This is a genomic window from Microcoleus sp. T3_D1 (assembly GCF_036700405.1).
Classification (GTDB): Bacteria; Cyanobacteriota; Cyanobacteriia; order Cyanobacteriales; family Microcoleaceae; genus Microcoleus.
The window spans coordinates 126,781-151,054 of record NZ_JAUBOV010000003.1; the positions used below are offsets into that span (position 1 = coordinate 126,781).

Consider the following 24,274-nt stretch of genomic DNA (forward strand, 5'->3'; position numbering starts at 1 on the left):
GGCATTATCATCGAAGCTGAGCCACCCTGCGACTACTTCTCCAAATTTAAAATTCACCCTCCCTAATCTCACCACGCCAGTGTGAAATAGCACTGGTTGGGCCCTGGATAAATTCTCCATCGCTCCAAGTAGTCTCGTAAAAGAATATATCTCCTTGTATACCACCGCATACTCGTGCTTCCAGTAAGTTGCTTCCTATGAATTGAGAATAACTAATGTCAACTCCTGATAAATTAGCCTCTCTTAAATCGCAATAAAAAAAATAGACACCCAACCAATCTTCATCCCGACTAAATCCAGCATTTCTGAAATCAGAAAATATAGCCCTTCCCAAGCCAACATTTTCCAAACAAGCACAACTAAAGTTGACATAGCTTAAGCGAGAACGACTCAGGTCAATATCACGCAAGTCAGCACCGCTCAAATCTACACGATGCAATATTTTATCCTGAAAATTTCGCTCGCCCTCGCCATAGCGCCGGAGCAATTCTTCAGCAGACAACGTTCTGTTTAAGTCGTTTTGAATCCCGCCGTCAGGCATAGTCACTTGATGAAAAATAGTCTGCTCTGTTGTTTTAATATCCGTCAGGTTAGCATCAGTTAAGTTAGTCTCAATCAGCACCGCACCAGTCAAATCGGCACCCGTCAAATCGGCACCAGTCAAATCGGCACCAGTCAAGTCAACATTAACCAATGTAGCATTCCTAAGATTGGTATTACTCAAGTTTGCCTTAATCAGTAGGGCTGAATCCAGCCATGCTTTTTCTAAATTCGTATGGCTCAAGTTAGAATTAATTAAATAAGTATCGCCCAAACTAGCGCCTTCCAAATTAGCACCGCTCAAATTAACATCAATCAGCCAAAAGCCGTACAGGTAGGCATTGCTCAGCTCAAGACCTCTGAAATCGCGATCGCCAGCCATATACCGCCCATATAGCAATTGTGGGTCCATAATTCTTGGGTTGTGATGCTAAATTCTGATTTGTTATATTTTAACGCAGTTCTGTACAGCATCTAAGAACTGCCGAACAATGGCGAAGACCAAATACCTGGAAGATTTCTCTTAATCAGCTTGAAAATCTGCTGAGTGCTCTATTCTCAATCTTCAGGACTTTCGCGCGGGTGGGGGCGGGTTTTTTAGTCTTTTTGTATCCTTTAAAGCTATTGGTGAACCCGCCCCTACAGGTTTTTGAGAATGTGCAACATATGAGTATTAATCAATTTAGCATTTCTGAGATTAGCATGGCTCAAATTAGCATTAATCTCAGATTGTTAACTGCGCCGAATATTAAAACAGCACCAATCTTGGCGCTTCCACAGAGTAGCGACAATCCAGCCGTGCTGTTCGAGAGTATCAGCAATTGGCTTAGCTTGTTCGAGCAAAATGCCGCTGAGCACGCCCCAAGTAGTAGGTTTGCTAATTGCAGTGAACTGCGGGATTAAATCAATGATTACTTCTGCTAAAATGTTGCAGATCAAACCGTCGATCGGCTCGTGTACCATTTCTTTCAAGCGATCGATACTTCCGAGTTCTGCAACCAACTGCTGAGAATTAACGCGGTTGAGTAGTCTGTTGCTAATGGTCGATCGCACTGCCAAAGGATCTGTATCCAAAGCATAAACTTTTGTAGCGCCCAACAACACGGCGCCGATCGACAAAATACCCGATCCGCAGCCGATATCGGCAACTACGTACTCTTTGTCATCAAAACCGAGCCGCATTTCCAGCGACTCCAGACAAAGTTGAGTAGTGGCGTGAGCACCTGTACCGAAGGCCACACCCGGATCTAAACGCAAAATGACGCGATCGGTATCAGTCGGTAAGGGCAGCCAGGCCGGATTAATTAAAAAGCGATCGCCCACTTCTTGAGGCTGCCAGTGCTCCTTCCAAGTGCTGCCCCAGTCTTCGTCTTCAATCAAATCCCACTGCATCGCAGGTAGGGGCAAACCTGCACACAGAGCATCTTGGCGCAGCCACAGAGACAGAGCGGCCAAATCCAGCAATCCTGCCTGTTCTTCGGGCAAATAAGCCGACATCAGGCAGGAATTGCTTTTGATCTCAGTAGCAGTTCCCCGACAGTTAAATCGTTCCAGACGCCAAAAGATGATATCTTCCAGCGCCGGATCGCAAAGAATTCTAATTTCCCACCAGCTATGTGCCATACAATTTTAGATTTTAGATTTGAGATTTTAGATTGGCCCAGGGGAACTGGAGACTGGGAAGTGGGGAGTGAGGAAGGAGGATTGGCTAATAGAAAAATTCCCGCTTTCAGGCCAATGACCAATAACCAATTACCCATTACCAATTATCAGCCCTTGCATCCAAAATCTAAACTCCAAAATCCGTCAAAGATTTACCGTGTAAGCATCCCGAATTCCCGGAACTTTTAGGATCTCCGCCAGTATCCCCTCTGGTAGAGGGTCATCAAGGCTCAAAACCATCACCGCATCGCCTCGCACGATTTTACGGCCTACCTGCATACTGGCAATATTGACATTAAAACTGCCCAATTGGGAACCAATTTTGCCAATAATCCCCGGCATATCGCGGTGCAGGGTAAACAGCATATGGTGAGTGGGGGAAACGTTGACCGGGAAATCGTCAACGCTGGTAATCCGAATTTCGCTTTCGCCGAGCACTGCACCTGTCACGGTGTGTTCGCCGAGGGTTCCCTTGGCCGAGAGGTGCAGGGAGCCGGTGTAGTCGCGAATTGAGGCGTCTCTGGTTTCGACGACGCGAATTCCGCGTTCTTTGGCTTCAATGCTGGCGTTGACGTAGTTAACGCGCTCTCGCAGGGCTTGGGAGAGCAGGCCTTTGAGGGCGGCGACGACTACGGGCTGGCTTTGGTTGCTGGCCAATTCGCCTTGCAGTTGAACGTTGAGGTAATCGACTCGGCCTCCGGCTAGCTGGCTGACGAGGTTGCCTAGGGTTTCGGCGAGTTGCAGGTAGGGTTTGAGTTTTTCGATCGAGTCTGGGTAAATTCCTGGTATGTTAACAGCCGATCGCGCGGGCAGCCCCAACAGCACGTCGCGAATTTGTTCGGCAACATCGATCGCCACATTCACCTGAGCTTCCGCTGTGGAGGCTCCCAAGTGGGGCGTCAGCACGATGTTCTGGCCGACACTCCGCAGGGGGGAATCAGCTTCCAGCGGTTCGTGTTCGTAAACGTCCAAAGCTGCGCCGGCGATCTGACCTGATTTGATGGCTTCTGCGAGGGCTGCTTCGTCGATGATGCCGCCTCTGGCGCAGTTTATGATGCGGGCCGTGGGCTTCATTTTCGAGAGCACTTCAGCGTTAATTAAGTGCAGGGTTTCCGGCGTTTTGGGGATGTGCAGGGTGATGTAGTCGGATTCGCGCATCAGCAGTTCGAGTTCTACCAAGCGGCAGCCCAACTGATCGGCTCTTTCGGTCGAAATGAAGGGATCGTAGGCCAGCAGTTTCATGCCCATTGCTTTGGCTGCGGCGGCGAGGTGGGAGCCGATTTTGCCCAAACCGACGATGCCGAGGGTTTTTTTGTAAACTTCTACGCCGAGAAAGCGGTTGCGTTCCCATTTACCCGCTTTGACGGATTCGTTAGCTTCCGGGATGTGGCGGGACATCGAGAGCATCATGGCGAGGGCGTGTTCGGCGGCGGCGATCGTGTTGCCTTCGGGGGAATTGACGACTACAATTCCTTTGCGGGTAGCGGCGGGTACATCGACATTATCTACGCCGACGCCGGCTCTGCCGATGATTTTGAGTGAATTCCCGGCTTCTATGATTTCTTTGGTAACTTGGGTGCCAGAACGGATCATTAAAGCGTCGTAATCTGGAATAATTTTTACCAGTTGTTCGGCTGAGAGTCCTGTGTTTACGTCAACTTGCGCGACTTGGGAGAGGATGTCAATTCCGGCTTGGTCGATCGGATCGGATACTAGAACTTTAGGCATAGCAAGCAATTGAGTGCAATAGTAAAAATAGACCGAGCGTTGGCGAGCTCAAAGTTGAGACTTACACTTAGAGCAGTATCTAACAGCTCAGCTCAAGCTTGCCTTTGTGCAGTTTGAATTGTATCTGTATTCGGTCAAGGTCGGCCGTTTTTTGCGTGAAATATTTTAGCTTTGCGGGCGATCGGACTCTCTGACAGTCTGAAAATCCCGCAAGTGCTTAGCTAGTATGTCTTTTCGGTCTATAATAGACTTTGGCTATTTCAGCCTAACTATCAGGAATTATTCTCAATGAATTATCTTATCGCCGTACTGCCCGATCGAATGCAAGCCGAAGCTGCCTACTGTGCTCTGGAAAAAGAAGGCTTGCCTATGAAGCAAGTGAGTATTTTGGGCCGCGGCTACAAAACTGCTGATGAATTTGGCTTGATAGACCCGAACCAGCAAGCGAAGAAACAAGCTAAACTCATGGCTATTTGGCTGATTCCCTTTGGCTTTATTGCTGGGGTTACTTTCAGCTTGATTACTCAGTTGAAGACGTTTGCCTGGGCGGGGGAAATTGGCGATCACGCGATCGGTGGTGTACTCGGTGCGATCGCCGCTGCAATGGGCAGCGTTTTTGTTGGAGGCGCGGGCGGTATGGCTTTTGGTAGCGGCGATGCTTTGCCCTACCGCAACCGTTTGAATGCGGGTAAATTTTTGATTGCGGTTAAGGGTACTGACGATTTGACTGGGAAAGCTGCGAAGATTTTGCAGCAGTTTAAACCGGAAAATATCCAAGGTTATACAGAGACTTAGTTATTGGTTGACGGTCAACTGTTGACGGTTAACTGTTGACGGTTAACTGTTGACGGTTAACTGTTGACATTTTACTCGTGTAATATTTGGAGGCAGTTATGGAATCACAAACTATCCCCCTAGATTCTCCCCTAGAATTAACGCTCGAATTAACAGACGAGCAGTTTTTTCAGTTGTGTATTGACAACCGGGATTTGAGATTTGAGCGCACTGCTAGTGGAGGATTGATTATTAGAGACTGTTGGCGAATCAATAAAGGGCTTCACCCCTCACCCCTAAAAAAGTGGTTCTAGACTAAATGTCTAATTGACCATATAGCCATTAACTACCAATAGTGAACGGAAATACTGCCTCCTAGAGGTGATGGGTAACACCACCAGCGAATTCGCCCACAGTCTCTTTCAACCGCCGTCTTATCTTTTCCCGCTAATTGATGGTATAACCTATGAAAATCCTCCACGGGACTTGGATTCCTCAAACAGAAGAGAGTTTTGTTCAAGGTGGAACTTTTTGTCTTTGGGTTGAAACCACTCAAAAGAAAAAACAGCCTGCTAAGGTTCATCCCCGACAATTGGAGACGGCACTGTTAAGAGAGTTTCTAACGAAAGAAGCCGGGATTCAACTGTCAGCAGTCAGCAATACAAGTGCGATGGGGCGAGAATACGCGATCGTCCCTCGGTATTTTTTACTGCCCACTGCCGACAACCAGCCGTTGCCTTCTTTAGAACTAGCGCGATATTTAGAGACAGAGTTACCCGAAACATTTGAGTTGGAGTATTGGGAAGTTGATTGTGTGTGCATCGCCACCCACACTTTGACTAAAGTATTGAACGATCTGCATTTTTTTGCCCTCTACGATGTAGCAGAAGTTCAGTTTGGTTCAGACTTACTATTTTGGTATCACTACACCCAAAATTTTAAGCAAATTGTTCTGAAAGATCATTATATTCCGGCGTTGCGCTATAGAGAAACTGCTCCGATCGCGATCGCACCCATCGAAACATCCGAACCCGCTGAGAAAGCCACGCGCGGGCGTAAGAAAGCGGGCGAGACAAAAACCAAAACAACTGCAAAAACTCCAAAAACACCTGCCCAAATTGCACCCAGCTTTGAGATTTATCCGGGATGGGAAATTGTTTCAACACAGTACGAAACTGATTTACAACGCTATGTTGAATGGATGCCTTTAGTTTGTGTGTCCGGTTTTCGGAAGATCCAGCTACAAGATACACCAAAGTTCTACGATCGCGAACGGTTGCTGCGGCATTTTTCCGAGTGTGCGATCGCGGAAATTGTCACTCAAACCCCCATCCCAGCATCGTTTGAAAATAAGATTGCGGATTCTTTACTCCAAATCTGCCTCAACCAAACACGAAAAATCGCGCGAGTAAGCCTTGAACAATACCGGCAATGGCAAACCTGGCGTGATCGCATTACGCGCAATCAATCTGCTGACTCATTTTCCCTCTGCTTTCAACTACAATCCCCCGAAAACCCCGAACAGCCTTGGGTTTTAGAGTTTCAGGTGGCTGCGAAAAAAGACCCATCTCTGCGGATGCCGTTGCAGGATTATTGGCGATCGCGATCGACTCAACAAAAACAGTTGCAAACACAATTCGGAGACAACTTTGAGCAACATTTGCTGACAAATCTCGGCTACGCTGCCCGTATTTATCCCCAACTTTGGCAAGGGCTAGAAACCGACAAACCCGTTAACATTACCCTCAGCTTAGATGATGCTTTCACCTTTCTGAGCGAGTCCGCTTGGGTATTAGAAGATGCCGGATACAAAGTGATTGTCCCCGCTTGGTGGACGCCGAAGGGACGACAACGGGCGAAGATTCGCCTGCAAGTCAAAGGGAAGGGCAGCAAGAGCCCTGCAATCAAGGGCAAAGGATTGTTTTCGGCGGATTCCTTGGTGGAATATCAATATGAATTGGCGATCGGGGGTGAACGGGTTAGCGAACAAGAATGGCAGGCGTTAGTAAATAGCAAAACACCGCTGGTACAGTTCCGAGGACAATGGATGGAACTGGACAAAGACAAGATGCAGGAGATGCTAAGTTTTTGGCAAAAACATCGCGAAGAAAACCCCGAGTTAAGCCTGATTGACTTTATGAAGTTGACGGCAGAAGGAGAAGCGAGCGAACAGTTGGAAGTCGAGCGCGATCGGGATCTATCGGATATGTTGGAGAAGCTGAACGATAAGAGTCGGTTAGAGTTAATTGCAGATCCAGCAAAGTTTCAAGGCAAGCTACGGGATTACCAAAAGCGCGGCGTTTCTTGGTTGAGTTATTTGGAAAGTTTGGGATTAAATGGCTGTCTTGCCGATGATATGGGTTTGGGTAAATCGGCGCAGGTAATTGCTCGATTATTGCAAGAGCGGGAAGTTTTATCTAGTACAAAAGACACAGAAAAAGAGACAGAAAAAGCGATCGCACCTTCGGTTCTACCCACGCTGCTAATTGCGCCCACATCCGTAGTTGGTAACTGGCAAAAGGAAATGGAAAAATTTGCTCCAGAATTGCGATCGCTGATTCACCACGGCCCTCAACGTTTGCAAGATGCCAAAGCATTCAAAGCCGCCGTCCAAGATTGTGATATGTTGATTACTTCCTTTACCTTGGTGCGAAAAGATGAGAAGCTGTTGAGCAGCGTAGCGTGGCATCGCGTGGTAATTGATGAAGCCCAGAATATTAAAAATCCGAAAGCGGCGCAAACCAAGGCGATTTTAAAGTTACCCGCTACCCATCGACTAGCATTGACGGGAACACCCGTGGAAAATCGATTGTTGGATTTATGGTCAATTTTTAATTTCCTCAATCCCGGATATTTGGGAAAAGAGGCACAGTTTCGGAAAATGTTTGAATTACCGATTCAAAAACATGGGAGTCGCATACAATCAGCCGCGCTCAAAAAATTAGTAGAACCTTTTATCCTGCGCCGTCTGAAAACCGATAAGTCGATTATTCAGGATCTCCCCGACAAAGTTGAGCAAAAGCTCTACTGCAATCTCACCCGCGAGCAAGCTTCGCTTTATGAAGCGATCGTCAAAGAGGTAGAACAAGAAATTGACGCGGCGGAAGGGATGAAGCGCAAGGGGATGATTTTGGCGACACTGCTGAAGCTGAAGCAAATTTGTAACCATCCGCGCCAGTTTTTGCAAGATGAAAGTGAGTTTACACCAGAGCGATCGCACAAACTGGAACGGCTGATCGAGATGATTGAGGAAGTCAAAGCAGAAGGCGAAAGTTTATTGGTATTTACGCAGTTTACAGAACTGGGAAGCGCGTTGGAAAAATATATTAAACAAACGCTACATTACAACACTTACTACATCCACGGGGGAACCAGTCGCGAAAAACGGGAACGGATGATTTCAGAGTTTCAAGATCCAGAGTCTGAACCTTCGGTATTTATTCTGTCACTGAAGGCAGGCGGCGTGGGAATTACGCTGACAAAAGCCAATCACGTTTTCCATTTCGATCGCTGGTGGAATCCGGCAGTGGAAGATCAGGCAACGGATCGGGCGTTTCGGATTGGACAGCAAAAAAATGTGTTTGTGCATAAGTTTGTGGCGATTGGCACTTTGGAAGAAAAGATTGACCAAATGATTGAAGACAAAAAGAAATTGGCAGGGTCGATTATTGGTGCGGATGAGTCGTGGTTGACTGAGTTGGATAATGAGGCATTTAAGAAATTAATTAGGCTCAATAAAAATGCGGTTCTAGATTAGGAGAAGCCAAAAAATATGTCACAATTTACTCGGACTTGGTGGGGCAATAAATTTATCGATGCGTTAGAAAGATTTACAGATTCTGGGCGACTCGGGCGGGGACGTGCCTATGCACGAAACGGCAAGGTAAAAAGCTTTGGCATGAATGATGGGTTAGTGATGGCACAGGTGAGAGGCTCGGTTAATCCTTATTTTGGGGTTTATAAGGAGCCTCTGTACACAACTCAAATTGAGTTTGAGCCAATTAGTCAGGCAAAGTGGAAAGTGGCGATCGCCCAAATGGCATCAAAAGCCAGCTTCATTTCCCGGCTGCTGCTCAACGAAATGCCCGACAATATTGAAAAGGCTTTCTCACCCCTCGGATTGCACCTTTTACCCAGCAGCCGCGAGGACTTTAAGACTACGTGCTCTTGCCCAGACTATAGCAATCCCTGCAAACATATTGCCGGAGTTTATTATTTGGTGGCGGCCGAATTGGACAAAGATCCCTTTTTACTGTTTGAATTACGGGGGCTTTCTAAGGAAGTGCTGCACCGCGAATTAGCAAAAACGCCTTTGGGCTTGGCACTTTCTGCCGAGTTGACGGCGGATGCAGCGGCCCCTGTGGCGGTGGATTCCTATTACACGCAGGCGATCGCCAGTGAGGCGCAAACGGTCAGCCTGAAAGAGTTTTGGCACGGTGCGAAGCGGTTGCCGCAGACGATTGAGGTGGGGGTGCAAAGTGGGGTAAGTGCGATCGTGGTGAAGAAACAGGGAGATTTTCCACAGTTTTGGCACAAGGATGGTTCGTTTATTGAGGCGATGGAAGAACTGTATTTGCGGGTGAAGAAGAATAAGTAGTTGGGTGGAGAATTTTGTTGCCATACTCGATCGAGCTCTTGCAAAAACTTTAACTCGAAGACTTCATAGATTTGGTACAATAATCGTGCTCATCATATCAGCTTTACCAGCAACTAAAATCATACGATCGTTATTTGAGGATTTTAGACTATAATTAAAGTAGTGTGACTGTTAAAAAGTAGACTTTTTAGTTACAGCAATTTTTGGCAATTTCAAATTAGAATCTAGCATTAACTGATGTTACAAAGAGAAGAACTGTTAAAAGGCATCGAAAACCGCGAATGTGTCGCGCGGGCGATCGACCAAGCCGAACAAGCAATTAAAACTTGGGAAGTTACTCAGACTGATTTTCTGTCGCCTCCAGAATTGGCGGACACTCTGACGGTATTTAAGCGCTTAACAGACGTGGAATTAGTGGCTTGGGGCGGCTACCCGCAAGCTGAAAGACAAAGAATTGCGATCGCGCGATCGGATATCCCGATCGACTCTGCTAGTGTTAACGTGGCTGCGGTAGAAATTGCTGGCAATTTCTTGTTCGATACAGCTTCTCACCGCGACTTTTTGGGGGCGATGTTGGGTACGGGAATTGTCCGCGAGAAAACTGGCGATGTGATTGTTTTGGGAGAACGCGGCGCGCAAGCCATTGTCATGCCGGAGATGGTAGAGTATTTGGAGATGAGTTTGCAGCAAGTGCGATCGGTTCCTGTGCAAACGCGGCGCATTGAGTTGAGCGAACTCAAAATTAGAGAGCCCAAAAAGAAAGAAATGACAACCGTTGAAGCATCCATGAGATTGGATGCTGTCGCTTCGGCTGGATTCGCAATGTCTCGCAGCAAAATGGCCGATTTAATTGATAGTGGCGACGTGCGAGTTAACTGGAAAGACGTTACTCAAGCTAGTTATAATGTCAAGTCGGGAGATTTAATTGCTGTTACCGGCAAGGGAAGATTGGAAATTGGGGAAGTTGCTGTTACTAAGAAGGAACGCTATCGAGTCCAGTTAACTCGATATTTGTAATTTATAGCCCAGAAACCGGGTTTTTTCCGAGAATATTGTTACACCGCGTAAAAATTGCGAAAAACCCGGTTTCTTTGGTTTCTGTGGTAGTCCTGGACGCTTGGTAAAATTGGGGAAGGTTGATTTGTTTGTGGGTGCGATTATTTGTCCACGGGCTCGTTTGTTTGTCCGCGAGTCCGCGAGTCCGCCAGGGGTTGAAACCCCTGTCTCATAGCTAAAGTCGGTTGAAACCGACTGAAGAATGGTGACAAATACTCGATTATGGTGACAAATACTCGATGGTTTATTTAATTTGCTTTTCAGTCCTCTTTTAGAGGACTTTCGCTATGAGACGGGGGTTTCACCCCCCGGCGGACTTGTGGGGTAGCGTGGGAGATTTTGGTGGCGGGGATTTTGGTGGCCCGAATGTACGATCGACCTTTTGGTAAAATTGGGGAACCTTCATCTATCTGTGGGTGCGATTATTTGTCCAGGGGGCCGTTTGTTTGTCCGCGAGTCCGCCAGGGGTTGAAACCCCTGTCTCATAGCTAAAGTCGGTTGAAACCGACTGAAGAATGGTGACAAATAATCGATTATGGTGACAAATACTCGATTGTTTATTTAATTTGCTTTTGAGTCCTCTTTTAGAGGACTTTCGCTCTCTCGACGGGGGTTGAAACCCCCGGCGGACTTGTGGGGTAGCGGGGGGGATTTTGGTAGCCCGAATGTGCGATCGACTTTTGGGAAAATTTGGGTTAGGGGCGATCGAATGTTTGTCCTTGGGTGGGGGCGGGTTTATTTATATTGTCAAGGATCGCGATTATTCGTCTTTCGCCCGAAACACCTTTTCTACCGACTTCACCACAAGTTCTCGCGGCATCAATCGAGGCATATTTGCGATGATTTGATTGGGAATTCCCCCTGTTACAACATTAGACTCATTTTTGTCTAAAGCTTTCAAAGCATCTCGCACTACTTCCGCAGCGGGAACGAGTTTTTGCCCGCTGCTGGATGCCATTGATTGAGGGAATTCAGCTACTGCGAAAAAGTCCGATTCTGTCGGCCCTGGACAAAGGCACAAAATGCGAATTCCTAAATCTTTGTTTTCCGCCCAAAGTGCCTCACTGAAACTTAAAACAAAAGCTTTAGTAGCTGCATATATCGACAAGTACGGCATCGGTTGAAAAGCGGCGATGGAGGCAACATTGATGATACTTCCCGATTTTCGCTGCCGCATTCCCTGCAAAAATAAGTGCGAGAGTTCAACTAATGCTACAATATTTAGTTGCACCATTGTTAGTTGTTTCGCAAGCGGGCGATCGGCAAAAGCACCGTAATCGCCAAAACCCGCATTGTTCACCAACAAATCAACCGTCCAACCTTTTTTAACAACCGCGTCAAATACAGCAGTTGTCGCTCCTGGTGCGGTCAAATCTTGAACGATAACTTCGACCAAAATATTGAATTCCTGTTGCAGTTGAGCAGCTAGCTGTTGCAATTTGTCTTCGGAACGAGCTACCAAAATTAGATTGTGCTGGCGTTTGGCTAATTCGGCGGCAAAGGCTGCACCAATTCCGCCAGAAGCACCGGTGATTAAAGCAGTGGGCATGAACTTAATTCGGATTATTTGACCTAGGCTTTATATATTTTAACAATTATCTGGACTTACGCATAAATACCAAAGAAACCGGGTTTTTTACTTTACTTAAAGGCTCGGATGCAGTATTTTAGTAAAAAAACCCGGTTTCTGCATCCCAGACTCAATTATTTTGACGGGGAACCTGTAAAATAATTAAAAGGGAATAGGTGAGTTTTATGGCGCGTCTTACCGATCGAGCTTTTGAAATTTTGCGGGCCGAAGTTGACAAGTGCGCGGCGGCTGATAGTCTAGCCGGTGATGTCTACCGACGGATGGTAATCAAGCGGTTGGAGAAGTTACGATCGCAAAACGGTACTTTCGCCTCAACAGAAGAAATCCGGGATACCTTCAAAGAGGAATTTCCCAACTTCAGCGAACAAGCTCTCAAAGCTGCCGTCAAAGCCAACCGCCCGCCCGGATTGTTCGGTAAAATCATCTTTGCTGGGAGTTTGCTGGGAAGCGCTGCAGGGATAATTTGGCTGCTAAATCTACCTTTTCCGATGATTCGCTGGCCCGTTGCGAAAACAATGCCGATATTGTTGCTGCCGAGTTTTATGAGTATGGATCACAATTACCGGCAGGCGATCGCCCTTGTGGAACAATCCGATCAACTGGTGAATAAAGCCACTGCTGTCGCTGATTTTGACTTGGGCGAAATTAAAGCAAAACAAGCGCAAAAACACCTCGACGCCTTGCCGGTGTGGTTCCTCGGCTACTATCCACAAACTTACTGCAATTTTTTTGGCTGCAGTTGGCGGTTTACAGTCGATGAATTTCAAGCCGCCCGCAAAAATGTCGGGCGGATGGAGGCTCAGGTTTTCCAGCAAAAAAATGCTTTTACTCAGTTAAATCAAGTCGAAAAAACTCTCAACGCGGCGAAACAGCAGTATCAGCAAGCCAAAACGGCTGCAGACAGACAAAAAGCGACCGTAAATTGGCAAAGTGCGATCGACCAACTCAATCAAATTCCCGCCGAAACCCTCGCGGGAGAAACGGCTAAGAAAACACTCAAAGCAGCAGAAAGAGACTTTCAAGCAATGGGCGGTGTAGCCACCGGTTCTGTGCAGGCTGACAACTTAATTGAAGCTGCCAAAGAATTTGCTCTCTCCGCCGCCGTCGCCGCCAAAAAACCACCGCATCCCGCCGCACAGTGGGAGCAAATAGCACAATTGTGGCAAGAAGCTATTAACAGACTGAAATTGATTTCTGTCGATAACCCTGGGTATCTCGACGCTCAAACCAAACTCGCTCAATATCAAAAAGATTTAGGAATTACCCAGATTAGACTGGAAGCAGAAAAAGATTCTGCAAAAGCTTTGCAAGCAGCTAAAAGCTTGTTTGCCAACTTGCAAAATAATGTGAATTCTCAAAATCCCGGTTACTCCCTCAGCCAGTTGCAACAAATTATCAATCAATTAGAATCCGTTAAACCCGGTACAACTGTTTATCCCGAATCCCAAAAATGGCTGCAATCTGCTCGCAAGAAACAGCAAGAATGGCAAAAGAATTAGTCAGTTGACTGTTGACTGTTGACTGTTAACTGTTAAGGATCGCGAATTAAATAACTTACAATTTTAATTGTTCTTGTGGGATGGGCGTCCCGCCCGTCCAGAAAGGGCGGGCGGGACGCCCAACCCTACTCCCCACTTTCAAGAGTGTAAATTATTTAATTCGCGATCCTAATGACTCATATCATGTCCGATCGATTAACCATAATATCTTGGTCGGGGCGGGTTTTTGAGATTGTCAATTATTCGCAGGTATTGTTGGTAAACCCGCCCCTACAAAAATCGCGATCGCTCGACCGGACATGATATCATGACTAATGACTAATGCCAACAACCAACTGCCAACTGCCAACTGCCAACTAACAAATTACCAATTCGGGTCAACATACAAATTAATTGTCACTTGCTTTTTCCCCGAAGGGATGCCGGAAATACAAGCACAAATCGTATCTCCGCCATCAATTTCTACTTCGCAAGCGTGACAAGAACCCATGAGACAGCCAGTAGGAATAGAAACCCCTGCACGTTTGGCTACATCTAGCAAAAGCTCTCCTGGTTCAGCTTCAACTGTCACATTATCTGGTAAAAAACAAACTTTTGGCATGGAATATGAACCTCAACTCTAACAAACAATAGTTAATAGTCAACTGTCAACTGTCAACTGTCAACAGTTAACTAATTAACCTAAAATATGCTTTATATCTAAATGCTTTTCCACAGTATCTGCTAGAGAGTCTAACAGAGTTTCTCGGTGTTCTCGGTAATTAGGAATACCTGTAGGCAAGGCGCGGAGTCCCCGCTGCTGCCGCAAGTGATTTAACCAAGCTCGCCGCCAAGCTCCGTTGTCAAAGATGCCGTGCAGGTATGTACCCCAAATTGATTGAGAAGTATTGACAATGCCTAAACTAGCATCGTCAAATAGCGGTTGAGTCAAATCTGACTCTAGGATTTGCGTTTTTCCTTGATGAATTTCGTAACCGGAAACTGGCAAACCCGGTTGAGGATAGTTAGATGTTACGATTCGTTGGCGGGCAATTTTGTTCGGTGCCATCGCAGTTTTCAAAGGCAGCAATCCTAATCCTGGAAATTCTCCCTTTTCTCCCTCAATGCCTTCTTTATCGGTGATACTTTGTCCCAGCATCTGAAAGCCGCCGCAAACTCCCATGACTGTACCGCCAGCTACTAAATAATTTTGAATAGCTTTTGCCATACCTGTTTGGCGCAGCACGTGCAAATCGGAAATTGTAGTTTTAGAGCCTGGTAAAATCACCGCGTCTGGATGGCCTAAATGGTCTTTTGGGCTGATATATTTGACGGTGACGGAAGTTTCCGACTCCAGGGGGTCAAAGTCGGTAAAATTGGAAATTCGGGGCAGGCGGATGACTGAAATATTTATGTCGGTTTGAGAATTGGGAGAACGCCGATCGAGCAAATCGAGAGAATCTTCTGAGGGAAACACTTCGTCGATCCAAGGAATCACCCCAACTACCGGGATTCCCGTCCTTTCTTCTAGCCAAGTCAGGCCCGGATCTAAGATCGATTTTTGCCCTCGGAACTTATTAATAATGAATCCTTTAATTAAAGCTCGTTCGTCGGGATCGAGCAATTCCAAAGTACCGATAAGGTGAGCAAAAGCACCGCCGCGATCGATATCAACTACTAGCAAAGTCCGAGCCTTTAAATATTTAGCTACCCGCATATTTGTTAAATCGCGGTGTTTGAGATTAATCTCAGCAGGGCTACCGGCTCCCTCACACACAATCATGTCAAATTCTTGCTTGAGAAATTCTAAAGATTCCCGAATAGCTTGCCAGCCGATATCGAAATACTGCTCGTAATATTGAGATGCTCGCACATTTGCGATCGCCCTGCCCTTGACAATCAATTGAGAAGTCATGTCTCCTTGTGGCTTGAGCAAAATCGGATTCATTTCTACCCAAGGTGCGACGCCCGCAGCCCAAGCTTGCACTGCTTGAGCGTAACCAATCTCTCCGCCGGCGGCTGTGACATAGGAATTCAGTGCCATATTCTGACCTTTAAACGGAGTTACCCGCCAGCCTCGCCGAGAAAAGATTCGACACAAAGCTGCTACGAGTAAAGATTTCCCTGCGTGAGATGTTGTTCCCACGACCATAATTGCTTTCATAATATTAAGGGAGAAGGAAGAGGGAAGAGGGAAGTTCGGCAACGGATTCGCAAGGGCGGATGTAACGGATGTAACGGATGTCAGTCCGATGTCCGTCGGAAGAAGGAAGAGGGAAGAAGGCAGAAGGCAGAAGGCAGAGGGCAGAAGGCAAAGGGAAGAGGGAAGAAGGCAGAAGAAAAAAGTAAGAAGTAAGAAGTAAGAAGTAAGAAGAAAAAAGTAAGAAGTAAGAAGTAAGAAGTAAGAAGTAAGAAGTAAGAAGGCAGAAGGCAGAATCAAAAAAATTCTGGTTTCTACCTTTTGCTTTCTGCCTTAAGATGACGGGTGATATTCGCCGGATACATTCTCCGACTTGGATTCAGCGGCCGGTTTAGCAGTTTAGACTAGATCCGAAGGGGGGGGATTCGGGCGAATCAATTCCGGTTGTTCTCCCTCAGAAGATGGTGTTTTATCTGTGGAAGGGGGGGGATTCGGGCGAATCAATTCCGGTTGTTCTCCCTCAGAAGATGGTGTTTTATCTGTTGATTCGATCGAGATCACTGATACTGAAACCGTTTCCACCTGCACGCTCAACCCAGGTTCTCCCGGTATTTCTATCTCTACAGGCGCTGCCATTTCCACCACAGTCATTTCTATCGATGCTGCTGGGGCTTCTGCTTCCGGTACGCCTGCTGCTGCTGCTTCCGGTTCACCAACTGCAGCCAGCGGTGTCTGGGTTTCCAGAGATACAGCAGGGGCTGCTGCTTCCGGTTCACCAACCGCAGCCAGCGGTGTCTGAATTTCAGCGGACGATCGATCTTCGATCGTCCCGTCCACTATTTTGTCAGAACTCGCGGTTTCTGTGGCCATCAACGCGGCCATTGCTTCAACATTGGTGGGAAAAGGCACTCCAAGGCTTGTTTCGACAGCAGTGTTGCTGCTTTCGGCTGCCACTTCCGCAGCCGCCTGGGCTAATTCGGATTCGAGAATTTGGTCGATACCCGGTGCAGGAGTTGCCGTTATTTTAGATTCAGGTGCGATCGATTCTGGAGTCGCTGAAGGTTTTGGCGTCTGGGGAGTTGCATCAGACTTGTTTTTAGCCGCACCGAGTCCCAACATACCGCCGAGACTATTTTTGATATTGTCGAACAGACTTCCGAAACCGCCAGATTTTTTAGCTGGTTTTGGAGGAGTAGGAGGAGTTGGGGCCGCCGTTGGGGCCGCCGCCGCTGCCGCTGCAGCCTGCGACTCTTTAACGGCTGTCCTCCATTCTGTTTCCTCGTCAAAATCATCGACTTCTGGCTGCTGTTGAGGCTCTGGCTGAGCCTCTACTGGCTCCACACTTGGTGCAACGGCTATTTCTGAAATTTCTAGAGGTAGAGGTAGAGGAGTGAAGTTGCTGGCTAATTCTGCTGGAGGTTGTGAAGTCTCAGCAGCAGGAGTTTCGACTGAAAACACTGGTATTTCTGCAATTGCAGGTGGTTTCGAGTCGGGAATTTTCAAGTCAGGGGCGATCGAACTTTCGGCCGTTAGCTCGTCGATCGCACTTTCAGCAATACTTTCAGCTATGGGGGCAATCCCCGGCTGTTCCTCTAGCTTTACCTCGCCCTTATCCAGAGTGGGTGCTGGAACCACATCAGTTTTCGGTTTGGGCGATCGAACAAACTTAGGTTTTTTCGCCGCTGCGGGTTCTTTTTTCTTGGCAAACAAGCCAGCAAACGGCACGCCTCCTGCCCCTGGCAAATTCGCCGACTGAGGAATCGGCGTTTGCTCAGCAACGGGCGTCACCTGCCGGCGCAAAGTCAGAGTTTCCCAGGCAAACCAGCCCAACATCGCCACGCCCGCCATTTGACCAAGCAGGAGAGCACCAGTAATTCGTCCCGCACAAGCCCATAAAATTAACGCATAAAAAAGCCCTACCCCGCTCCAGGTAAAATCACTTTTGCGGTGTACTTCTGGAAAAAAGAAGGCCGCCATGTAAATACTGAAGCTGCCTAGACCGACCGCCAACGCCAGAATGTATGCAAGCATCTTGTCGGTACCTCCGCTGTGTCAAATAACTTCTACGCGCTAATTCTACCTTTGAGAGAGACTCAACGGCTTCTTTCTCTAGGACAATTCTTGATTTGTAGGGAAGTTTGGCAATGTGCCGTGTAAGGAATTTAACACGTTCAACGGATGTTGACGCAAGAAGTGCGAGTCAAGATTTCCCACTCTCCCCCACCTCCCTAATGCCATCACCCCCTATGCCCACACCCCCTATCCCCATCACCCCTTTCTCCGTGGTGATAGATGTCACTTAGACTATGCCCGTGCGATCGCACCAAGTGACTGAAGATGTTTATATGTTGTAGGTGTAAGAGGAATTATGCCCTTGGGCGTATGTATGGGAGAAAGTGCCATGTTAGAAAAAGTATTATTAGCGGCAGCCTTAACCTTATCGCTTCAAGTATTTCCCGGACTGAGCACTTCCGCAAAGTTACCCAAAAATTTGGTATTGCGATCGAGCGATAATCCGGCTCAACCTCTGAAACTCCCCATCGTTTCAGTACCTGCAGACCTCAAGCAGAATGTCCAATCGTAATGATACCTGCAAGATACGTGCAAGTGCGATCGAACTTAGTCCGAGTCTCTCTAATGTTTTTTTCGAGTTGTTCTCTTTTCTCTGTGACGGTTCACAACTCATCTGTTTGTAGTCAGGGCTTTAGTCCTCATTAATATCACCTAATAAGGACTAAAGCCCTTACTACAAACCCTAGGTCAATAATTAGTAGCAGATTGAACCTTAATTCCCATAACATACTACTAGACAAATCTCAACATCAGCTTGTCAAGTAAAGACTTTCAAACCTTAAAAAACTTGTGTAATCCTGAGTAAAGGATCAAAATAGATATATAATCCCCTGATGGCTCTCCAAGCTAATAAGCACATTGACTATTAAATCAAGGAAAGCGAAAATGGGACTTAGCGATATTCTATTGAATGAAAACCACAGAGAAAGTTTTGTTGATGACTGTGTAAAGCTGATAGACCAACAAGTTGCAGCAGCGCCGGGATTGGGTGGTATGGCTCTTAAAGCTGCCTACTCTACTGTCAAGGGGATACGGGCTGACTATTGCGCCCAAGTCGTCGATCAACTTCTGCCAGAAATCTCGATCGCACTCGATCCGATGTGGGCTGAAGCGGTAAACAATGGCAACCCAGTCGAATATCTAGCCCAAAGAAAAGGTGAAGTAGCAGACGAATTGCTCCAAATCAGCGACAAAAGAGTCGAGAAAAGCACAAGAGCGATGGTTAAAGGCGCCTATGCCAAACTCCGCCCCTCAGCCAAGAATTACGTGGAAAACGGAGTACCGGGTTTAGCCGAAATTATTAATAAACATAGTGCGGCCTGATAAGTGAGCAACGGCTAAAAAACAGAATACCCAGATACCCGGCTTCTTCAAGAAATCGGGTATCTAAAATCCGACTTATTCGTAAGTTTGTAGTTAGGAGGGAGAGTCCTAATTTTATGCTTATCCATTGCCAATTACCCATTGATTTGCAGCCAATATTTTCAACAGCGCCTGTCCGGTAATTCCCAACCCCAAAAACATCACAAACATCGCACTAATCGCAGGCAGAAATTTGACTGCTGTTATCTGTTTGGGCAGTTTATCAAAATTCCGTTTGGCATAAACTAAGATTAATCCGATCGCACTCAGCACTAAAGCCAATCCCAAACTAAAGGCTACCACTAGCGTCATTCCCAAACCAACATTGCCCAAAGCCGACGCGCTCAACAGCATCACCAAAGCGGAAGGACAAGGCAACAAACCGCCGGAAATCCCCAATGCTAATAAGCTTTTCCAAGTAATCGCAGAACCGTCAGCACCGGGCGGCAAATGCGAGTGAATCCGGCCGTCTCCGTGATGGTGGTAGTGGTGAGATATATCGGGTTTTACAGGTTTAAATTCTCTCTCCCAACTTCCTCTAGTCAAAAGATTTACTGGTTCTTCACATTCCGCAGTAAGGACTTTACTCCTTAAAAACCAGTTTTTATTAAAAATTTTACTTGGGATTTTTTTGAGAAATTCAGTCCTCACTACCAACCTAGTCTTGATTTTTGATAAGAGTAAGTTAAGGCCGATGAAGGCTACTAATAAACCAGAGATTAAACTCAGCCAAGGATCTAATTTTTCTGGGTCAATTAAGTTAGAAGCAAACAAAGTAATTCCGCCCACAGCAAACACGCCTGCAGTGTGAGTAATTGTAGTCGTCGCTGCTAGAAATAAAGCGTGTATCGGAGTAGCCCGCGAACCCACTAAATAAGCGCCGACTATGGTTTTGCCGTGTCCGGGCGACATCGCGTGCACGCATCCCCAAGCAAATGCTCCCGCTACTGCTAGCAGCAAACTCCAACCTGAATCCCAGATAGATTCCTTTCCTGCTAACAAAAAGTCCCGGTTTTGCGGCGTAAACACAAAGCTTTTTACAGCACCGGCTTGCACAATCGTAGCTTGACAGCTAGCTGTCGGAACTCCAGGCAAAAACAGATTGTAATTAATCCGCAATTGCTCGGGTTTGGAGATGGAAATTGAGTCAGGTAAACCGGGGGTTTTATCTTGAGAAGGTGCGGGCCAGGTGTAGTCTAAAATTAAGGTGCTGTGGGTATTGGGCTGCTGGATAACACTGGCGCTTTTAGCTGCTAGTTCTAGCGGTTTTACTGCTACGGAGCCTTGAATGTTGCTCTTGTTGGTAAGGCGGATTTGTTGGCTAAAAAACTTTTCTAGCTGTGTTTGGTGGTTGCGAACTTCAGCAGGTTGTAGCTGGCTGTCTCGATTGTCGTCGGCGAACTTTGTTAAGCCGGTTGGGAAAGTTAATGTTATTTCGGTTTGCAAATCGTTGACTATTATTTCTGCTACGGATAAGTCTGACCAGTGCGAGTAAACTGGTCGGGTTGAGGTTGTTAGTAACAAGGAAAGTGTTAGGAAGAATAGGATGAAAAGTTTTGGGAGTCGGTTTAATTTGTATTGCATAAATCCCTGTTTATTTAGTGAGTTTCGGATGAATTATTTGTTTTTGTTGTGATTTTTCCAGCGCGCTTACCCGCAAGCCCGCCGGGGATTGAAATCCCCGTCTCATAGCGCAAGTCGGTTAAAACCGACTAATTTTTCGGTAGTTTGTTTTGTTGTTGGTGATTTTTTAGGCATCGCTCTTTTCGTGAGTCTCACAGTCCGCCGGGGATTGAAATCCCCGTCTCATAGCGCAAGTCGGTTGAAACCGACTGAATAGCTAATCAAATTTAACAATTGTGCATTTCAGTCCTCTTGAGAGGACTTAAGCTTTTAGCCAGGGGTTTCAACCCCTGGCGGATTGACGGAATGGCGAATTTGGCCGAATGGCTGCTATTAGCTAATCTCAAAATTCATAACTTCCCAAACCCAATGCTTGGCGAGATCGATCGTCAAAATTCGGGTCAATTTCCTTGGACTTTTGAAAATAAGCGCGAGATTCGGTATCCTTACCTAAAGTCCGGGCGATCGCACCAGCCCGGTAAAACATACCCGCATCGCGAATGCCCGATCGCACTATTTCGGCCATCACTCGATCGGCCTTTTGCCACTCACCAGCGGCGGAAAGCGCCCAAGCCAAAGTATCCAGCGTCAAAGCATCCCGCCGAATTTTCACCTCCTCCTGCATTAACGCCAGCGCTTCCGCGACATCCTGCGATCGACCTTTTTCCAGCAGCAAACTCGCCAAATCCCTGCGGTGCCCAAAACCGCCAGATCCAGAAACCTGTTCCTGTCGCAGCCCCGCTTCTGCTTTGTCGCGAAGTCGCCGGGATTCGATCGCATCTCCCTGCAAATCCTTCACCCTCGCCATACCGCGATCGACAATGCGATCGAACACAGTCGCAGCCCCGCCAGAATAGGCAGAAACCTTGCTGTAATAGCCTTCCGCTTCCCGATAATTGCCTTGGCGCGTCTCCAAATCCGCCAAATAAATCAGCGCCAGCGGGTATCGCGGCACCAACCGCAGCGCCTCCAAAAACAGCGCTTTCGCCTGCACAAACTGCCCGCGACGCGCGTAAAATCGACCCAAGAGCGATCGGACCCGCGCCGAACCAGCAACCTCTCCCGGTTCCTCCGCCGCCATTGCTTGGCGGTAATCCTGCAAAACCTCAGCATCTCGGCCCTGAGACTCTCTCACTAAAGCTCTCAAAGTGAGAGAACCCAAGTTAGGAATCCGGTTAACTAAGGCTTCTGCGGCTGCATTTGCCTCGCTCACTTTACCCATCGCTAAGTGAGATGTAACTTCCAGGGCGATCGCATCTTCATTGTCAGAACCCGCCTGTTTAGCAAAGCGCAAAGCAGTAGCAAAATCGTGTCTTGCCTCGGCAATTCGAGCTAAAACTAACAGCGCACCTTGGTTGTCAAAAGGCAAATCGGCGATCGACCTTTGAGCCGCCTGTTCTGCCAATAAAAACCAACCTCCCTCCCCAGTAGCGCGAGCCATTTTTAAATAAGATCCCGCCAGTGCCGCCCGGTTCAAACCGCTGCGGGAATCAACAGCCAACCGCTGCTGGTAAAAAGCAATCTCTTGCTGAATTGCTTCCTTTTGATTGGGATTATTTCTCAAACTTTCCGAAAAATGATAGCGGTAATTAGTATCGAGATTTTCGGGGCTTTTGTTAGAAAAATTTTCTGAAATTTCACGCCAGTTCGGCGTCAAATTAACGACACCAATTCCCACTACTGGCAGTCCGATTAGGAGCAGCCACCAGAAAATATCTGATTTTATTTTTTGTTCTTTATTAGCCGTCATTGCTGAAAATTAAACTTATTGAATTGAGATATTGTATTTTTCGGAGTGCAGTGCGAGCGTCCCCGCTCGCGAGTCCTGTCCCGCTCAGTGCGAGCGTCCCCGCTCGCGATAAACACTCGCTCGCGGGACGCTGGCACTATTAATTAGGCAAAGCCAAATAAGGAAAAGTCGGTTCTAAAGGTTTGTGTCCTTGAGCCGGATTTCCCGGAGTTCCGTTATATGAAACGTTATCCCCAACCGGAGAACCCACCAAAGCTCCCAGAGTGATATCAATAACGTCGTCCATCAGCATACGACCTCCGATCAAGCTTCCTTGAGCATTGGTAGCGCTAGCGTAGCCGCTGGTTTTTGTGGTATCGATCCGCATGACATCGGGTAAGAAAGCTCCGGCGATCGCATTTGGATCGACATTATCCCGACCGTCCAAAAGATCCACAGCATTCAAAGTAGCAACAGCTTCCTGACGCACCGGAGCAGCAGCAGCGCTCAAATCCGATCTCGGAGGAATATTATTGAATGCTTCCAGATAAGCGGGAGTAACTATCAAACCCTCATTAATTGCAGGTCTTGCCAAACGCTCGAATTGTTTAAAACCGCCCGCTCCATCCCGGATCGAAACTGTTGACCAAACATCAAAAGTATTGGCCCCTGTTCCTGCTTGCAAGAACGCTTTCGGAACGCGCACAGCAATTGTATTGACGTTGTAACCTTTAGTAAAGTCGATCGCTTGACTCGGTTCTTTAAAAGCAGTGCGCGGCCCTGTTCCCAAAGCTGCGGCGCGAACTCGGAAAAATTGTTCCACATCAAAGAAAAACGGGTCTTCGCGTAAACCCGCAAATACAGTCAAGTTAGAACCGCCCACAGGTACTGTATTCAAAACAGCATTAGAATTCAGCGGAGTTGTAGCAATTAGCCCGCCGTTAACAGTAGTCTTAGCAACAGTCTCCGAGCCACCGCGAACAACAGTTACAGCTACCGCTTGCATACCTCTATTGTTAGGCGGACTGAAGGCAAACCGCAAGATAATATCCGAACGTCCAGTAGGTGTAGAATTCACGTCACCTACCTGGGTGATGTGAAATTGGTAGAGGGCTGTAGTGCTGAAATAATATTGATAACGGGCGACAGACCTGGGATTTGAATTCATGGTAAATACTAAATCCCCGTCCGCAGCACCGGAGTTTTGGTCTTTTTCGCGATATACATATAGGTCAGTTAAATTGACCGCGCGACCTTTGATATCTACTTCGCCGTCGTCGTGGTCAGAAGCGACAATTATCCCTGGAGTTAATAGAGCAATTAGAGCTACTTCAATAGCTAGTATGGTTCGGCGAATTTTTTTTGTGAGCTTCACAGTTAGCACCTTTATTTCAATGAATTTTTTGCACAAATCAATGGTAAATAACCCGCCTTCGCGGGTTTTACTTTTGTAGCAACAGGTTGCAATCTGTCAACCTGTCGGGCTTTGGCGCTGTTGCTGAGCCTTCTCCTATTGGTGGTATACGAAGGTTTGGCAATTTTGGATCTGTGCTGCCAGACTAATTTCTGTAAAAAAGTGGGTAATTGAGGATTTACTCGTTCCCGCACTAGGCTTGGGAATGCCTGCTCCCAGACACGGCTTCCCTCGTTCGAGTGGAGCCAGAGCCTCGCTTATAGGGGTTCCCAGGCTGTTCTTGGGAGCGATCGAACAAAGCTTGGGAACGAGTGAATGGCGCTGTTTTGAGTGTTCAGGCTCCGGGCATTTCTTCGTTCTGCATAAAGCGGATTGCTAAGTCTCAAAAAAATCACTAATTCGGTGGTAAAATTCAAGAGGACTTGGGATTTTTACAATTCAAAGCACGACAAAATTAGCCCGAAAAGGCCTACTCTAGCTGGTAGCCCCAACTTCAAACTTACAATT

General features: G+C 47.1%; 18 protein-coding genes and 1 pseudogene. 8 read left to right on the plus strand and 11 right to left on the minus strand.

Annotated elements, in window-relative coordinates:
* Positions 1–46: 46 nt before the first annotated feature.
* The 4 genes from QT992_RS03125 to serA all read right to left on the minus strand — a co-directional run bounded on the left by QT992_RS03125 (position 47) and on the right by serA (position 3,930).
* Positions 47–952: a pentapeptide repeat-containing protein gene (locus QT992_RS03125; protein WP_333376539.1), complete on the minus strand. Its 906-nt coding sequence runs from the start codon at positions 950–952 to the stop codon at positions 47–49.
* Positions 953–1,179: 227 nt separating this feature from the next.
* Positions 1,180–1,263 carry a pentapeptide repeat-containing protein gene (locus tag QT992_RS33530; protein ID WP_445251118.1) on the minus strand — a complete coding sequence of 28 codons (84 nt, stop codon included), beginning with the start codon at positions 1,261–1,263 and terminating at the stop codon, positions 1,180–1,182.
* Positions 1,264–1,272: 9 nt separating this feature from the next.
* Positions 1,273–2,163 carry a 50S ribosomal protein L11 methyltransferase gene (gene prmA, locus QT992_RS03130; RefSeq protein WP_333342528.1) on the minus strand — a complete coding sequence of 297 codons (891 nt, stop codon included), beginning with the start codon at positions 2,161–2,163 and terminating at the stop codon, positions 1,273–1,275.
* 183 nt (positions 2,164–2,346) lie between these two features.
* Positions 2,347–3,930, minus strand: a complete 1,584-nt coding sequence (serA, locus tag QT992_RS03135) for a phosphoglycerate dehydrogenase (RefSeq protein WP_333316437.1) — start codon at positions 3,928–3,930, stop codon at positions 2,347–2,349.
* 288 nt (positions 3,931–4,218) lie between these two features.
* Here serA and QT992_RS03140 point away from each other — a divergent pair, with 288 nt between their 5' ends.
* The 5 genes and pseudogenes from QT992_RS03140 (at position 4,219) to QT992_RS03160 (ending at position 10,318) form a co-directional block, all read left to right on the plus strand.
* The gene (locus tag QT992_RS03140; RefSeq protein WP_333239023.1) at positions 4,219–4,725 is read left to right on the plus strand and encodes a hypothetical protein; all 507 of its coding nucleotides are present in this window, start codon (positions 4,219–4,221) and stop codon (positions 4,723–4,725) included.
* A gap of 98 nt (positions 4,726–4,823) precedes the next feature.
* Positions 4,824–4,958 (plus strand): annotated as a pseudogene (locus QT992_RS03145) (Uma2 family endonuclease); the annotation flags it as partial.
* A gap of 212 nt (positions 4,959–5,170) precedes the next feature.
* Positions 5,171–8,461 (plus strand): DEAD/DEAH box helicase, encoded by a 3,291-nt coding sequence (locus tag QT992_RS03150; RefSeq protein ID WP_333376541.1) that lies wholly within the window; start codon positions 5,171–5,173, stop codon positions 8,459–8,461.
* 15 nt (positions 8,462–8,476) lie between these two features.
* Positions 8,477–9,301, plus strand: a complete 825-nt coding sequence (locus tag QT992_RS03155) for an SWIM zinc finger family protein (protein WP_333342522.1) — start codon at positions 8,477–8,479, stop codon at positions 9,299–9,301.
* A 237-nt stretch (positions 9,302–9,538) separates the two neighbouring features.
* Positions 9,539–10,318, plus strand: a complete 780-nt coding sequence (locus tag QT992_RS03160) for a photosystem II S4 domain protein (RefSeq protein WP_333061344.1) — start codon at positions 9,539–9,541, stop codon at positions 10,316–10,318.
* A 799-nt stretch (positions 10,319–11,117) separates the two neighbouring features.
* Here the strand turns inward: QT992_RS03160 and QT992_RS03165 are convergent.
* A complete protein-coding gene (locus QT992_RS03165; protein ID WP_333376543.1) occupies positions 11,118–11,906 on the minus strand; it encodes an SDR family oxidoreductase in 789 nt (262 codons plus the stop codon).
* A 206-nt stretch (positions 11,907–12,112) separates the two neighbouring features.
* Here QT992_RS03165 and QT992_RS03170 point away from each other — a divergent pair, with 206 nt between their 5' ends.
* Complete coding sequence (locus QT992_RS03170; RefSeq protein ID WP_333342517.1) at positions 12,113–13,447, plus strand: hypothetical protein; 1,335 nt, start codon at positions 12,113–12,115, stop codon at positions 13,445–13,447.
* A gap of 364 nt (positions 13,448–13,811) precedes the next feature.
* Here QT992_RS03170 and QT992_RS03175 read toward each other — a convergent pair whose 3' ends face one another.
* The 3 genes from QT992_RS03175 to QT992_RS03185 all read right to left on the minus strand — a co-directional run bounded on the left by QT992_RS03175 (position 13,812) and on the right by QT992_RS03185 (position 17,597).
* Positions 13,812–14,048 carry a 2Fe-2S iron-sulfur cluster binding domain-containing protein gene (locus QT992_RS03175; RefSeq protein ID WP_333316449.1) on the minus strand — a complete coding sequence of 79 codons (237 nt, stop codon included), beginning with the start codon at positions 14,046–14,048 and terminating at the stop codon, positions 13,812–13,814.
* Between the two features lie 75 nt (positions 14,049–14,123).
* A complete protein-coding gene (gene cobQ, locus QT992_RS03180) occupies positions 14,124–15,590 on the minus strand; it encodes a cobyric acid synthase CobQ (protein WP_333316451.1) in 1,467 nt (488 codons plus the stop codon).
* 375 nt (positions 15,591–15,965) lie between these two features.
* Positions 15,966–17,597, minus strand: coding sequence for a Ycf66 family protein (locus QT992_RS03185; RefSeq protein ID WP_333316453.1), 1,632 nt, complete (start codon positions 17,595–17,597; stop codon positions 15,966–15,968).
* A gap of 337 nt (positions 17,598–17,934) precedes the next feature.
* On the opposite strand from QT992_RS03185, the gene QT992_RS03190 reads away from it, so the two are divergent.
* The gene (locus QT992_RS03190) at positions 17,935–18,150 is read left to right on the plus strand and encodes a hypothetical protein (protein ID WP_333316455.1); all 216 of its coding nucleotides are present in this window, start codon (positions 17,935–17,937) and stop codon (positions 18,148–18,150) included.
* 374 nt (positions 18,151–18,524) lie between these two features.
* Positions 18,525–18,962: a DUF6918 family protein gene (locus QT992_RS03195; RefSeq protein WP_333316457.1), complete on the plus strand. Its 438-nt coding sequence runs from the start codon at positions 18,525–18,527 to the stop codon at positions 18,960–18,962.
* Between the two features lie 120 nt (positions 18,963–19,082).
* Here QT992_RS03195 and QT992_RS03200 read toward each other — a convergent pair whose 3' ends face one another.
* From QT992_RS03200 to QT992_RS03210, 3 genes are all read right to left on the minus strand, one after another.
* Positions 19,083–20,585 (minus strand): HoxN/HupN/NixA family nickel/cobalt transporter, encoded by a 1,503-nt coding sequence (locus tag QT992_RS03200; RefSeq protein ID WP_333342543.1) that lies wholly within the window; start codon positions 20,583–20,585, stop codon positions 19,083–19,085.
* Between the two features lie 382 nt (positions 20,586–20,967).
* Positions 20,968–22,374, minus strand: a complete 1,407-nt coding sequence (locus tag QT992_RS03205; protein WP_333342542.1) for a tetratricopeptide repeat protein — start codon at positions 22,372–22,374, stop codon at positions 20,968–20,970.
* 139 nt (positions 22,375–22,513) lie between these two features.
* Positions 22,514–23,728 carry a DUF4331 domain-containing protein gene (locus tag QT992_RS03210; protein ID WP_333316464.1) on the minus strand — a complete coding sequence of 405 codons (1,215 nt, stop codon included), beginning with the start codon at positions 23,726–23,728 and terminating at the stop codon, positions 22,514–22,516.
* Between the last annotated feature and the right edge of the window lie 546 nt (positions 23,729–24,274).